At 40.0% G+C, this 14,338-nt stretch carries 12 protein-coding genes; 6 read left to right on the top strand and 6 right to left on the bottom strand.

The window, feature by feature from the left end; genetic code table 11:
* Window positions 1–27 precede the first annotated feature (27 nt).
* Window positions 28–1,416, top strand: a complete 1,389-nt coding sequence (locus ASU03_RS06675; RefSeq protein WP_057831104.1) for an MATE family efflux transporter — start codon at window positions 28–30, stop codon at window positions 1,414–1,416.
* Window positions 1,413–3,434: an excinuclease ABC subunit UvrB gene (gene uvrB, locus ASU03_RS06680; protein WP_057831105.1), complete on the top strand. Its 2,022-nt coding sequence runs from the start codon at window positions 1,413–1,415 to the stop codon at window positions 3,432–3,434. Before ASU03_RS06675 ends, uvrB begins: the two co-directional genes overlap by 4 nt.
* Window positions 3,435–3,482: 48 nt before the next feature.
* Here uvrB and ASU03_RS06685 read toward each other — a convergent pair whose 3' ends face one another.
* Both ASU03_RS06685 and queC read right to left on the bottom strand, forming a co-directional pair.
* Window positions 3,483–3,695: a hypothetical protein gene (locus ASU03_RS06685; protein ID WP_057831106.1), complete on the bottom strand. Its 213-nt coding sequence runs from the start codon at window positions 3,693–3,695 to the stop codon at window positions 3,483–3,485.
* Between the two features lie 525 nt (window positions 3,696–4,220).
* A complete protein-coding gene (queC, locus tag ASU03_RS06690; protein WP_057831162.1) occupies window positions 4,221–4,877 on the bottom strand; it encodes a 7-cyano-7-deazaguanine synthase QueC in 657 nt (218 codons plus the stop codon).
* 139 nt (window positions 4,878–5,016) lie between these two features.
* Between queC and queE the strand changes: the two genes are divergently transcribed.
* Window positions 5,017–5,685: a 7-carboxy-7-deazaguanine synthase QueE gene (gene queE / locus ASU03_RS06695; RefSeq protein ID WP_057831163.1), complete on the top strand. Its 669-nt coding sequence runs from the start codon at window positions 5,017–5,019 to the stop codon at window positions 5,683–5,685.
* Between the two features lie 36 nt (window positions 5,686–5,721).
* Here the strand turns inward: queE and alr are convergent, their stop codons facing one another.
* Complete coding sequence (alr, locus tag ASU03_RS06700) at window positions 5,722–6,804, bottom strand: alanine racemase (RefSeq protein WP_057831107.1); 1,083 nt, start codon at window positions 6,802–6,804, stop codon at window positions 5,722–5,724.
* Window positions 6,805–7,027: 223 nt separating this feature from the next.
* On the opposite strand from alr, the gene murQ reads away from it, so the two are divergent.
* From murQ to ASU03_RS06715, 3 genes are read left to right on the top strand one after another with little or no spacing between them, the layout of a single operon-like run.
* Window positions 7,028–7,954: an N-acetylmuramic acid 6-phosphate etherase gene (gene murQ, locus ASU03_RS06705; RefSeq protein ID WP_057831108.1), complete on the top strand. Its 927-nt coding sequence runs from the start codon at window positions 7,028–7,030 to the stop codon at window positions 7,952–7,954.
* A 10-nt stretch (window positions 7,955–7,964) separates the two neighbouring features.
* Window positions 7,965–9,149, top strand: coding sequence for a DUF1343 domain-containing protein (locus tag ASU03_RS06710; protein ID WP_157465837.1), 1,185 nt, complete (start codon window positions 7,965–7,967; stop codon window positions 9,147–9,149).
* A 44-nt stretch (window positions 9,150–9,193) separates the two neighbouring features.
* The gene (locus ASU03_RS06715; RefSeq protein WP_057831109.1) at window positions 9,194–12,151 is read left to right on the top strand and encodes an FAD-binding and (Fe-S)-binding domain-containing protein; all 2,958 of its coding nucleotides are present in this window, start codon (window positions 9,194–9,196) and stop codon (window positions 12,149–12,151) included.
* Between the two features lie 8 nt (window positions 12,152–12,159).
* Here the strand turns inward: ASU03_RS06715 and ASU03_RS21405 are convergent, their stop codons facing one another.
* The 3 genes from ASU03_RS21405 to ASU03_RS06725 all read right to left on the bottom strand — a co-directional run bounded on the left by ASU03_RS21405 (window position 12,160) and on the right by ASU03_RS06725 (window position 14,119).
* Window positions 12,160–12,582 (bottom strand): GGDEF domain-containing protein, encoded by a 423-nt coding sequence (locus ASU03_RS21405; protein WP_057831110.1) that lies wholly within the window; start codon window positions 12,580–12,582, stop codon window positions 12,160–12,162.
* Window positions 12,583–12,605: 23 nt separating this feature from the next.
* Window positions 12,606–12,737, bottom strand: a complete 132-nt coding sequence (locus ASU03_RS21745) for a hypothetical protein (RefSeq protein WP_269432997.1) — start codon at window positions 12,735–12,737, stop codon at window positions 12,606–12,608.
* A 272-nt stretch (window positions 12,738–13,009) separates the two neighbouring features.
* Window positions 13,010–14,119 (bottom strand): NAD(P)/FAD-dependent oxidoreductase, encoded by a 1,110-nt coding sequence (locus ASU03_RS06725; protein ID WP_057831111.1) that lies wholly within the window; start codon window positions 14,117–14,119, stop codon window positions 13,010–13,012.
* Window positions 14,120–14,338: the final 219 nt, after the last annotated feature.

Raw genomic sequence — 14,338 nt, forward strand, 5'->3', positions numbered from 1 at the left:
TACCATTAGAATCACGATAGTAACCAAATGACCAAAACAGATTTATCCCAACAAAATAACAAGCAAATTAACCTACTTGAAGACCCCGTTGCTAACACGCTAAAGCGTATGACCATTCCAATGATTTATGGCATGGTGCTGTTGATGACATTCAACTTAGTCGATACGTTTTTTGTCAGTCTTCTCGGCACTCAACCTTTAGCAGCAATAAGTTTTACTTTTCCTGTTACCTTCACCGTACTGAGTTTAACTATTGGTTTGGGCATAGGGACCTCTGCCGTTATTGCTAGATTTTTAGGTAAAAAAGATACTAAATCAGCAAAAAATGTCGCCACAGCCGCCATGTATTTAGCCGCTATTATCGTTGCCTGTTTATCTTTCATCGGTTATCTCATTACCGATCCTTTATTTATTCTACTGGGTGCCCAGCCGTCTTTATTACCTTTAATCCATCAGTATATGGATATTTGGTATATAGGTAGTGTTTGCTTAATTGGGCCTATGATAGGTAATGCTATTCTACGTGCCTCAGGAAATACTAAAACACCCAGTATCATTATGGGTAGTGCGGGCCTTATTAATGCGGTACTTGACCCCATTTTTATTTTTGGTTTAGGTCCAGTACCAGCGATGGGAATACAAGGGGCAGCCATTGCTACTCTGATCTCTTGGCTGTTTGGTTTAGGCTTTGTACTGTACATTTTAACTAAAAAATATGATCTTATTCATACTAGTATGCTGCCTTTAAAAGAGCTGCTCAGTGCTTGTCGAGATATATTGAAAATTGGCTTACCTGCAGCGGGTGCAAATATGTTAACGCCGCTTGCTGCCGCTATAATGACGGCCATAGTCGCCACCTATGGTGAATCAGCTGTCGCTGCTTTTGGTGTTGGTTCAAGACTGGAATCAATAGCTTGTTTGATAGTACTTGCTCTTTCTATGACTTTACCACCCTTTATTAGCCAAAACTTCGGCGCTGGTCAATTGCATCGTGTCGAACAAGCTTATAAAGTCGCGATAAAATTTATCCTAGCTTGGCAAATTTTAATTTATTTTTTATTGGCTTTTTGCGCACATTGGATCGCGAGTGTTTTTACCAATGAGGCAGAAGTTGCGGACTTAATTAAACTCTTTATTTGGATACTACCCTTGGGCTATGGCTTGCAAGGCATTATCATCTTAACAAATTCTTCCTTTAATGCTTTGCATAAACCTATGATAGCTTTAGCTTTAAGTTTTGTAAGACTCTTTGTTTGTTATTTACCTTTAGCCTATTTAGGTAATCTATTTTACGGTTTAGCAGGGCTTTTTGCCGGAGCATTACTCGGCAATGTATTTATGGCTATGATTTCATATCGACTATTTACCAAGCAATTCACCCCTCTTGACCCTGGGACAACGGAGCAAGTGCTATGAAAAATCTAACCCTTTGCTCGAATTACACCCCAAGCGGAGATCAACCAAAGGCAATAAAACAACTTTTAGACGGTATTGAATCGGGTCTAGCCCATCAAACTCTTTTAGGTGTAACTGGCTCAGGTAAAACCTTTACCATTGCTAATGTGATTGAAAAGCTTAATCGACCCACCATGATCTTAGCGCCGAACAAAACCTTGGCAGCTCAGCTTTATGGTGAGATGAAAGAGTTCTTTCCTAACAATGCGGTTGAGTATTTTGTTTCTTATTATGATTATTATCAGCCTGAAGCTTATATGCCAGCTACTGATACCTTTATCGAAAAAGATGCCTCGGTAAATGAACATATCGAGCAAATGCGTTTATCGGCTACTAAAGCGTTGTTAGAACGTCGAGACGTTATTATTATTGCTTCTGTCTCTGCTATTTATGGCTTGGGTGATCCTGACTCCTATTTAAAGATGATGTTACATATTAGCCAAGGTGACATTATTAATCAGCGTGACATTTTACGCCGACTTGCTGAGCTGCAATATACTCGTAATGATGTCGCTTTTGCGCGAGCAACCTATAGAGTACGTGGAGATGTCATTGATATATTTCCAGCCGAGTCCGACAGGCTCGCCTTACGTATTGAGCTATTTGATGAAGAAGTAGAGCGGATTAGTCAATTCGATCCACTAACGGGACAAGTGGAAAGAACACTGGCTCGTGTTACTGTCTACCCTAAAACACACTATGCAACACCGAGAGAAAAAATTGTTGCGGCAGTTGAAAAAATTAAAGTTGAGCTTAAACACCGAGCACAGCAACTCAAAGATAATAATAAGTTAGTTGAAGAGCAGCGTCTTACGCAACGAACCCTATTTGATATTGAGATGATGACAGAGCTTGGTTATTGCTCTGGTATAGAGAACTATTCTCGCTATTTATCTGGCAGAGAGCAAGGCGATGCCCCACCAACGTTATTCGATTACTTACCTGATGATGGTTTACTTATCATAGATGAATCTCATGTTACCGTGCCTCAAATTGGAGCCATGTACAAAGGGGATAGGTCGCGTAAAGAAAACTTAGTGGAATATGGTTTTCGTCTACCGTCGGCTTTAGATAACCGACCAATGAAGTTTGATGAATTTGAAGCGCTTTCGCCACAAACCATATACGTCTCTGCTACGCCAAGTCACTATGAATTAGAAAAATCTGCGGGTGATGTTGCGGAGCAAGTGGTTAGACCGACCGGTTTACTTGATCCACAAATTGAAGTTAGACCGGTTGAAACACAAGTAGATGATTTGTTATCAGAGATACATAAACGTTTACCTTTAAATGAAAGAGTCTTAGCAACTACGTTAACAAAACGTATGGCCGAAGATTTAACCGATTACCTGGATGAGCATGGTATTAAAGCCCGCTACTTACATTCAGATATTGATACGGTGGAACGGGTCGAGATTATACGGGACTTTAGGTTGGGTAAGTTTGATGTCTTAGTTGGTATCAATTTACTTCGTGAAGGCTTAGATATGCCGGAAGTCTCTTTAGTCGCGATTTTAGATGCAGATAAAGAAGGCTTCTTACGCTCTGAACGTTCTTTGATTCAAACTATTGGCCGAGCTGCGCGTAATATCAATGGTCGAGCAATTTTATATGCAGGCAGAGTAACGGGTTCAATGCAACGGGCTATAGATGAAACCGATCGACGTAGAGAGAAACAGCACCAATATAATTTAGATAATAATATTACTCCCAAAGGTATTACCAGTAAAATCACCGATGTAATGGATGTTGGCAGTTATAGCGATGCCAAAGCACTTGATAAGGTAGCAGAAGCTAATGCACATTATCATATTAACCAGCAAGCAGAAGAGCCCCTGTTAACCACTGCGCAAATAGATACTAAAATAGTGGGTCTTGAAAAAGTAATGCTGAATCACGCGCAAAATTTAGAGTTTGAACAAGCTGCCGCGGTACGGGACAAAATTGCCAAACTACGAATACAGCAATTATCAAGCTAATGTATATCAATAAATATCTGCCAGAATCCAGCTAAAGTAGCTATGCAGCTACTTTAGCTCTTGTATTGAGTATTGGCCAAGAATATTAGCAACCGCATCACTACTGCAGTGGGGAAGGTGACTAATATCTTCTATTATTTTATCTTGAATATCGATGGGAAATAATAATAGCCGTTCCATATAAAGGTGAGCTTGAGTTTCATTATTTGCATCAATCATCTGCTTCAAACGTCGTGCTTGATGCTTCCACGTAGCACTCATAAGACAACCTCAACTTTTCATTGAACACCTTATAAGTCTAGGGCTAAAGTGCCCTAGTGGTTATACATTTTTTATCTTAAAAATAAATCCATGGAAGATAATAATCTATAGTCGGATAAGTTATTAAAAAGCATTATGTTAATGATAGCCAATAATTTGAAATTACGCTTTTCATTCATTATTTAGCGCAATAAGGGTCGCTGCCGAGGTGGTTAATGGCTAATTTGTCAGCCAATCTTGCCGCTAGGGTAATTAATTCGATACTAATAAGCAGGTAAATGTGAGTAATAACATTAGTCATCGAGGCTATAATCAAAAATAAAGTTAAAATATTGCCCCATAACAGAGCCTAATATTTATATTTTATTGCCAGTAATTGATACGTTTTAGCCTGACATAAGGGGACTAAAACGATGGTACTAAAGCTGCGAGGCTACTAAAATAATTAGGGTCATATTGGCAGCTAACCTTGATTGGTTATCACTTTACTGTTTCAACTACTTTTGCGGTAATTTCTTTGCTTTCTTATTCGTAGGTAATTGGGTCTGTAACCTTATTTTCAGAAAAAGCTTCTAAGCGCTCTTGGCATGCGCCACACTTGCCACAGGCTTTATCTCGACCGTTATAACAGGTCCAAGTATTACTGTAATCAAGACCCATAGCAATACCATCAGCGAGGATTGCGGTTTTATTCACTGTTAAATAGGGGCTAAATATTTCAACACTTTCATAATTCGCAATTTTACAAACATCATTCATCTTTTCGACAAACTCAGGGCGACAATCTGGGTAGATGGCATGATCACCTGAATGGGCACCATAATAAACTTGCTTAGCACCAACCGACACTGCATAAGCAACGGCTAAAGAAAGTAAAATCATATTACGGTTGGGCACTAGGGTTGACTTCATACTATCAGCCTCATAGTGGCCTTCGGGAATATCGATATCATCGGTGAGAGAAGAACCAGTAAATAATTGATTTATTGCCGAAATATCAATTACCTTATGGTTGATACCGAGCCCATTACAGACAGTGCTAGCGCACTGCAATTCTTTTACATGGCGTTGTCCATAATTAAATGACAAAGCAAAAACTTGTTTACCGTCTTTTCGAGCACGGTTTAATACAGTAAAGGAATCCATGCCACCAGAATAAATAACAATAACTTTTTCAGTCATTTGAAGCTCTCTTAATTGATCTAAGGTATAATATAAAACGCCTGTTATTTTACTTGAAATAGACAATGGGCTAAAGCAGAAAGTGAGCACTATGCCTAATAAGACACACCACAATGTAGCAGAGAAAACCATATTACCCATGAACTATAAAATTAATGAGCTTTTTGAAACCATTCAAGGTGAAGGTTCTTTTACCGGACAACCGTCAATTTTCATTCGATTACAAGGCTGTCCTGTAGGATGTTCGTGGTGTGATACTAAACATACTTGGAACATTGAGCTTGATGATCAAGTCAGTCCTGACATTATGTTAGCTAAAAAAGCGGAGACATCTCAATGGTCTAGTTTTACTGTTGCTGAAATTTTTGCCTTAGTGCAAGAAAAGCACTTTCAAGCGAAACACATAGTTATCACTGGCGGTGAACCTTGTATGGTTGATTTAACGCCATTATGCCAGTTGTTTGAACAACAAGGCTATAGTACACAAATTGAAACGTCTGGCACGTTTGAGATTATTACCACAGAAAAATGTTGGGTAACCGTTTCGCCTAAAATTAATATGCGCGGTGGCTATAAAATTTTAGCAAGCGCTATGTCACGTGCAAATGAAATAAAGCATCCTATTGCGACAGAGCAACATGTCGATGACTTGAAAGCTTTATTGGCCTTGCATAAGGTAGAAAATACTGCTATTTACTTACAGCCGATTAGCCAAAAGAAGCGAGCAACAGAGTTAGCGATAGCAACATGTATCGCTAATAACTGGCGTTTATCGATACAAGTACACAAATATATCGGTATTGAATAACAGCTCTTGCTAGTTTTACTTTTTAGGTGACTAACGTTAATCCGTAACCACTTTGGGGACACGCTTTGACACGCGGGTTAATAATTCATAATTTATGCTATCACTGTGTTGAGCAACGATATCAATACTGATGTTTTTACCCCATAACTCAACAGTATCGCCAATATTAATGTTTGCTAAGTCGGTGATATCTACGGTGATCATATCCATTGAAACTCGACCAACCAGCGGGACAACTTTACCCTTAACGAATACCGGAGTGCCAGATTTTGCATTGCGAGGGTAACCATCGGCATAGCCAATCGCAATGGTCGCTATGGTTGATTTTCTTTTCGCTTGCCAAGTGTCGCCATAGCCAACGGTTTCGCCAATTTTCAAGGTATGTATCGCAATAATATTGGCTTGTAAGGTCATCACTGGGATGAGTGGTTGGCTTAGTGGACTCTCGCCAATAGGAGAAATACCATAAAGTGCTAAGCCTAATCGAGTGTGATCGCCATGACTTGCGGGCCAATTTAAAATACCAGCGGAATTCGCCATACTAAATTGACAATGATACTTTGCGACTAAGCTCATTAACTTAGCCAATTGCTCTATAGGTTTTACACTATCAAGCTGCTCAGCCGAAGAAAAATGCGAGCACAATACTAGCTTACTTCTTTGTTGATTGCTTAACTGTGTCATGATGAGGTCGACTTGCTCAAGGTGGAAACCTAAGCGGTTCATGCCAGTCTCTACTTTTAACCAAATATCACCAGAAAATTCAATGTTAAGAGATCTCAGCCAGGCTATTTGATAATCACTGTGCAGCATTAATGAAAAATTATGTCGCTGTGCCAACTCAAAGTCATTTTCTTTAAACGGCCCTTCAAGAATAAGCACAGTATTATTAATACCAGCACTGCGCAGTGCCATTGCCTCATCAATAAAACCGACAGCAAAAGTATTAACGGTTGCGCTTAGTGCATGGGCAACTTTATTGGCATCATGACCATAAGCATCGGCTTTAATCACCGCAATGGTATTGCTGTTAGGGGCGAGGCTATCAATATATTGGTAGTTTTTAACTAAGGCATCTAGGTCGATAACGGCTTGCGTAAGTCTGGAGATATAGCTCATATAATAGGGTGATAATTAACGGATGAAAAGTGGCGAAAAAAATCAATTCGACTATGAAAAAGGTCGTTAATTTCTCTATTTATTATTAGTTATCAGTGTACCATGATAACTATAGTGCACCTTATCTTAATCGTGTTTTTATCATTCGTTGACAAATTCAAGCTGAATTTAGTCAATGAAATGAAGTAACCATTAGGCCAGATAACCACAACGAGATGATTCTATGAACAGGCAAGCAGATTTAGTTGATGAGCTTAAAAACATTAGCACTGAAGGGCAAAACCCCAATACCTTAGATATTGATTTACTTGATTCACTTGGTGTTGTCAAAAAAATAAACACAGAAGATCAAAAAGTAGCGGTTATTGTCGGTCAATTGTTACCCGAAATTGCGCAAGGGGTTGATCTTATCGTTGAGGCTTTTGCCTGTGGTGGTCGACTTATATATATTGGCGCCGGTACCAGCGGTCGATTAGGAGTACTTGACTCGGTTGAATGCCCACCTACTTTTAGTGTGTCGAGTGAGCAAGTTATTGGCATTCTTGCTGGTGGTGCTGGCGCTATGTATAAAGCTGTTGAAGGTGCTGAAGATAATAGACAACTGGCAATAGATGATTTGAAAGCGGTGCATTTATCTAGCAAAGATGTCTTAGTGGGCATCGCTGCCAGTGGTCGAACGCCTTACGTGTTATCAGCAATGGCATTTGCTAAGGAGCAGGGTGCTGCAGTTATCGGTATTAGCTGTAGTGTTAACAGTAGTTATGGACAAAATAGTGATGTTGATATTTGCGCGGTAGTTGGTGCCGAGGTGCTAACCGGCTCTACTCGGATGAAGTCAGGAACTGCACAAAAACTCATTTTAAATATGCTCAGTACTGCCAGTATGATCCGTAGTGGCAAAAGCTATAAAAACCTAATGATAGATGTCAATGCCAGTAACGAAAAGTTATATGCTCGAGCCGTCCGCATAGTCATGCAGGCCACTGAGTGTGATTTTTCTACCGCAGAGTACGCCCTTGGCCAAGCAAATAATCAGACAAAACTTGCCAGTTTAATGGTCTTAACTGGTTTAGACCTTAGCCAAGCTAAAGCAGCATTATTGGCAAATAAAGGCTTTTTGCGTAAAGCTATTGAGCAACAAGGCTGTTAATACTGTGTTTATGATGTTTATAAAAAGGCTGACGTTATTGTTTTACTGCTCGCTATGCTTAGTTAATTTACCGGCAAGTGCGATGACAGCAAAACCTATAATCGTTGGCGCCGAGCAAGTATCACGGTATTTACCACAACTAAAAGGCAAAAGAGTTGCTTTAGTGGTCAATCAGACCTCTAAGGTTTTTGATGAGCATTTAGTGGATTTTTTGTTAAAAAAGCATATAGATATTAAAGTTATCTTTGCCCCAGAACATGGTTTCCGCGGTAATCGAGATGCCGGTGAAAAGTTTGCTTCAAGCCTTGATAGTCAAACAGGTCTCCCGCTGGTTTCACTGTATGGTAAAACCCGTAAACCCTCATTAAATATCATGAAAAAATTTGATGTCATAGTTTTTGATATTCAAGATGTTGGTGTGCGTTTTTATACTTATATCAGTACTATGCATTACATGATGGAAGCGGCAGCGGATGCGGGTATTGAATTTATCGTCTTAGACCGACCTAATCCTAATGGTAGTTTTATTGATGGTCCCGTACTTGAAAAAGAATTTCGCTCATTTGTTGGCATGCACCCCATACCTATTCTACACGGGCTGACGGTAGCAGAGCTTGCACAAATGATTAAAGGAGAAGCTTGGTTAACCAGCAAAAAGGACTTGGCGCTAACGGTAGTTAAAGTAAAAAATTACCAGAGAGATTTCACTTATAGCCTACCGATAAAACCAAGCCCTAATTTACCTAATGATCAGGCCATCGCTTTATATCCCTCATTAACCTTCTTTGAAGCCACACCGGTAAGTATTGGTCGGGGCACGCCATTTCCCTTTCAGGTGATCGGTCATGATAAAGTTAATCTAGGCAGTTTTACCTTTACCCCAGTGTCAACGCCAGGGGCCGCAACTAAGCCAAAATTAATGCAGGTAAAGCTACAGGGAGAAGATCTTCGCCATGTTGCTAGCCAAGGTTTAAATTTACATTATTTACTGGCTTGGTATCAAGCCTTTGCAAAAAAAGGCCTTATTTTCTTTAACAGTCCAAAATTTATGGATAAATTAGCAGGCACGGATAAATTAAGAAAAGCAATTATTTCGGGACAAAGTGCTCAACAAATAAAACAAAGTTGGCAGGCTGATATCGATAGCTTTAGAGCAAAGCGTCGGCCTTATTTGCTCTATCCCGATATTAATTAGCGAAGAACTTTTTATGGAACGACCGCTTTATAAGGAGAATTTGGATGGCTAGTGCGAAGCAAACCGTAGCGGCAAGCGCATTTATAGAATTTAGTCAGGCTGTTGCCAAAATCCTACCAAAAGACAATGTAATTGAGCGCTATTTGCAACGCTTTGCTTATGGCACCGATGCGAGTTTTTACCGCTTAGTACCAAAAGTTGTCTTGCAACTTGATAGCGACATTCAGGTACGCCAAGTGATAAAACTGGCTAATAAATATCAAGTAGCCATCACTTTTCGTGCAGCTGGGACTAGCTTGTCCGGTCAAGCCATTAGTGATTCAGTGTTGATAATTTTATCAAACCTCTGGCAGGGAATAAAGATCTTAGACCAAGGAGAAAAAATTTCTCTACAGCCAGGCGTTATTGGCGCTCACGCAAATAAAGCACTACAGGTTTATGCCCGTAAAATAGGTCCTGATCCCGCCTCGATCAATAGTTGTAAAATAGGTGGCATAGCCGCTAATAATTCTTCGGGCATGTGTTGTGGGGTAAAAGACAATAGTTATCATACCCTGGCGGATATAGATTTGATATTTGCTGATGGCAGCCAGTTAAATACCGCTGATAGTCAGTCAAGGGAAACATTTCTTCAGCAAAACAAAAGTTTTACCACTCGCTTGATGAAAATTGTTGACTATGTCAATGCGGATATCGCTTTAGTCACTAAAATTAAGCATAAATACCGCTTAAAAAATACCACCGGCTACGGCTTAAATGCGCTGGTTGATTATAGCGATGTTATCGATATTATTAGTCACTTAATTATAGGCTCAGAAGGAACACTGGCTTTTATTAATAACATTACTTTCCATACGATCGAGGTCTTGCCTCATAAATCTACCGGGCTATTTATTTTTGATAATATGGACATTGCCTGTAATCTTGTTTTGTCCTTAGCTCAAGAACGTGTCGATGCAGTAGAAATCATGGATGCTCGGGCATTAAATAGTGTCCACGGTCAACTTACCTCGATTGTAAGTCTTGATAAGCCTTTAAACGCACAAAGCGTGGCCTTGTTAATTGAAATAAGTGCCGATACCGTCGGACAACTGCAAGTCAATGAGCAGCAATTATTGGTCCATATTAAAATGGTGGAAAAGTCTATTCAAGCACAAAAAGCCTTTACGATTGATAAAGACGAAATCGAGGCGTTATGGAAAATACGCAAGGGCATGTTTCCTGCCGTTGGCTCAGTTCGCCCAAAGGGAACCACAGTAATCATTGAAGATATTGCTCTGCCACTGGCAAGGCTGGCAGAAGGTGTTAACGATTTACAGCAATTATTTAAGCAATTTGGTTATGATGAAGCGATTATTTTTGGTCATGCTTTAGCCGGAAATTTACACTTTGTTTTCACTCAAACGTTTGCCAGTGACAAGGAAATCAGTCGTTATCGTGACTTTATGGCCAAGGTAACTAAAATGGTTGCCATTGACTATCAAGGCTCGCTTAAAGCTGAGCATGGTACGGGTCGTAATATGGCGCCATTTGTGGAAATGGAGTGGGGCGGGGACTTATATCAAGTGATGAAACAAATAAAAACATTGTTTGATCCTAAAGGCATACTTAACCCTGGCGTTATCATCAATGACGATAGCGAGGCCCATCTACGCCACTTAAAAACCATGATGGCGACAGATGACATTATTGATACCTGCATTGAATGTGGCTTTTGTGAACCCGTGTGCCCTTCGAAAGATTTTACCCTCACCCCACGTCAACGCATTGCGTTATGGCGACAAAAAGCCCTATTAAGCCAACAAATTACCCATGCCAATGACTCGGAAAAAATAGCGTTAACAGCTCAGTTAAGAGCTTTGGAAAAAGATTATCAGTTTTTTGCTATCGATAGTTGTGCGGCCACTGGGCTATGTGGTCAACAATGTCCAGTGGGTATTGATACCGGCATGTTTATCAAGTCGCTAAGAGAAAAGAAAAATACTGGCAGTAAGGTAAAAACCTTTTCGGCTAAAGTGATCGCAGATAATTTTTCTGCGGTGTCGAGTATTGCTAGGTTGGGTTTAAATACAGTGGCTACGATAAATCATATCGCCGGTAATAAGTTCACTAAAAAGTCCTTTAAGGCTGTTAGTACCTTGAGTAATAATGCCATACCTTTATGGTTTCAAGCCTGGCCAGCCGGTGCTAAAGTCATTGCTGAAGGTGAGTTTAATGGTCAAAATCAGCTGCTCTCAGCACCTGTTGCCAGCAATATTGCAACACCGGTAGCAACAACTAAGGCGGCAAACAAAGTTGTCTATATCCCTTCATGTGCCAATCGTATATTTGGTTGTGATGAACAAGCACCAGATAAACGCAGTTTAGTTGCAGTCGTATTGTCACTATGTAAAAAAGCCAATATTACCGTCATTATACCGCAGGGCAGTGGTGAATTATGTTGTGGCATGCCATGGCAGTCAAAAGGCTTAGCACAGATTGCTCAAGATAAAAGGCAGCAATTTTTAGCAAAAGTAGTCACGGCTTCAGAGCAAGGTAAATGGCCGGTCATCACCGATGCTAGTCCATGTGCACTGACCTTGAATCAAGGGGAAGACAGAGATAATTCTGCCACTAGCTTGGTAATATTTGAAGCGACTGAGTTTATCGCCAAGTATGTGGTGGATAAATTACAGATTAATAAAAGCGATGAATGTTTTATGCTACACAATAGCTGTAGCAGTGAAAAAATGGACCAGGGCCGTTATTTAAAGCAACTTGCCAAGCTATGTAGTGACAATATTGTTGAACCAGAAAATATCAGTTGTTGTGGTTTTGCCGGAGATAAAGGTTTTTATTTACCGGAACTCAATAAAAGTGCCTTGGCGGCTTTAAAAGCTCAAATACCACCGGGTTGTCAACGAGGTTTGAGTAACTCTCGCACGTGTGAAATAGGGCTAACCGAGCATTCAGGCATATCTTATCAATCGATACTGTATTTATTAGATCAGTGCAGTGATTAAGGTATAAATTAAGCGGCCGCCGTGCGATTACTGCCGGTGTTTTTTGCCTTATAAAGCGCTTTATTAGCTCGAGCAATAAGATCATTTAAATCTTCATCGTGCATTTGCGCAACACCTGAGCTGCAAGATAGTTGGATGTCGTTTGGCCAAGCAGTCGCTAAAATACTGGCTCTAATTTTATCCGCTACTGCCACGGCTTGTGCCAGGCTGGTATCGGGGCAGACCAATAAAAATTCTTCACTATTCCAGCGATCTATCGTATCGCTAGATCGGCAGGAGCTATTAATTTTTTTGACAAATTGTTGTAAAAGCTTATTGGCCATGTTCTGACCGTATTTCGGGTATAAATCTGAACAATCATCTACATTGAAAAATATAACACTTAAATTATGTAAGTCAGTTGACGCTAGTTGCTCAAAACATTTTCTCAAACCAATACAATTAAGTGCGCCCGTTAAGTATCACTCTTAGCACCAAAGGCTATTGCTGGTGCAGGTTGAGCTAAAACTTTAGCTGCGCGCTCTTTCGGGCGACTAGCGCGATGGATTAAATAACCTAGCGCTAAACTCCATATGGCAATTAACATTGAAATCAGCGTGATTGAGATAATATATTTACCTTTAAATTCAATACGTTACAAGGTTATCTTGTGGTTGCCTTCTTGTGCTTTTGTACTGGGTGCTATGACTATACTAAGATGTTGGCAAAATCGGTGTCGCCATGAGTTAACGCTAAATTATGGCTGTTATGCCACCATTGAGGGATAGAAAAATCATTGAGTGTGAACGTTAATTTATTCGCTAGAGCGACTAGCAGGTAAAAAGTGGCACTCCTTTAAACGTAATACAGCATGAGCAATTAAACAACTTTTAGCCGCTCAGCAACATAATCAGCGATGGCCAAACTAGACGTTAAACCCGGTGAATCAATACCAAATAAATTTATTAGGCCTTTAAGTTGGTGTATTTGACTTGTTTGAATCACAAAATCCTTAAAAGGCTCATTAGGCCCCTGTAACTTAGGGCGAATACCCGCGTAAGCCGGTTGTAACTTATCGATTGCTAACGTGGGAAAATATTGCGATACCTGCGTTATAAACTTGTCTTTGAGTTTCTCTGGAAAGTCATAATCCAAGTGTTCAATATATTGAGTATCAGGACCGAACTTTAACTGTCCACCCATATCAAGTGAGGCATGAATACCTAAACCATTGTCACGAGGGATAGGGTATATCAACTGTTTAAAAGGACTTTTTCCTTGATAAGAAAAGTAATGACCACGACACCAATGCAGCTGGGGAATAAAAGTTTTATCTAAGCCCTTAATGGTATGCGCCAACGATACACTGTGTAATCCCGCGCAATTAATTAAATATTTACAATGTATGGATAGCCGCTCACCTTGGCTATCTAAGCTAACGTCAAAACCATCTTGTGTAGCTAGGGCACTAATCATTTTGGTTTGGGCAACAAACATAGCGTTATCTTGTTCAGCTTGTGCTAATAAACTTTGCATATAAGCATGACTGTCAATGATGCCCGTTGAAGGAGAATGTAAAGCCGCCGTTGCTCTTAGCTCAGGTTCAAGCTGTTTTAATTGGGCTTGAGCAATCCAGATAAGATCATCAACACCATTTTTGCTAGCGCTGAGCATGGTTTTTTTAAGGTAAGCTTCTTCTGCTGGGCCTTGGGCAACCAATAACTTGCCGATTTTATTAACGGGAATATGGCGCTCTTGGCAATATTGATAAAGCAAGGTTTTGCCTTGCACACAGAACTTTGCTTTTAGGCTGTTTTGTGGATAGTAAATACCCGCATGAATTACTTCACTGTTGCGACTACTGGTTTCTTCACCAAAACTAGCATTTTTATCAATCACTAACACATCATCTAACTGTTGACTGAGTTTTGCTGCGATGGCTAAACCAATAACACCAGCGCCAACAATAAGCACATCTACTTTATCCATACTATCCTACGTAATAACAAGCACACTTTCCCTTGGTGGTAAGTGTGACCCTAAGTGTGCTAATTATAGCGATAAAACAAACATCTACTCTATTTTTTAGTGAATTTTACCTAGGTTCGATAGACAAAAGATAATTTAGCCTGCATAAATTGTTATGCAACAAAAGCTAGACCATATTTAAAGTATTATTCGTTAATCAAGGTAACTAGCGCTTTCCTG

The sequence above is a fragment of the Colwellia sp. TT2012 genome (genome assembly GCF_001440345.1).
GTDB lineage: Bacteria > Pseudomonadota > Gammaproteobacteria > Enterobacterales > Alteromonadaceae > Colwellia.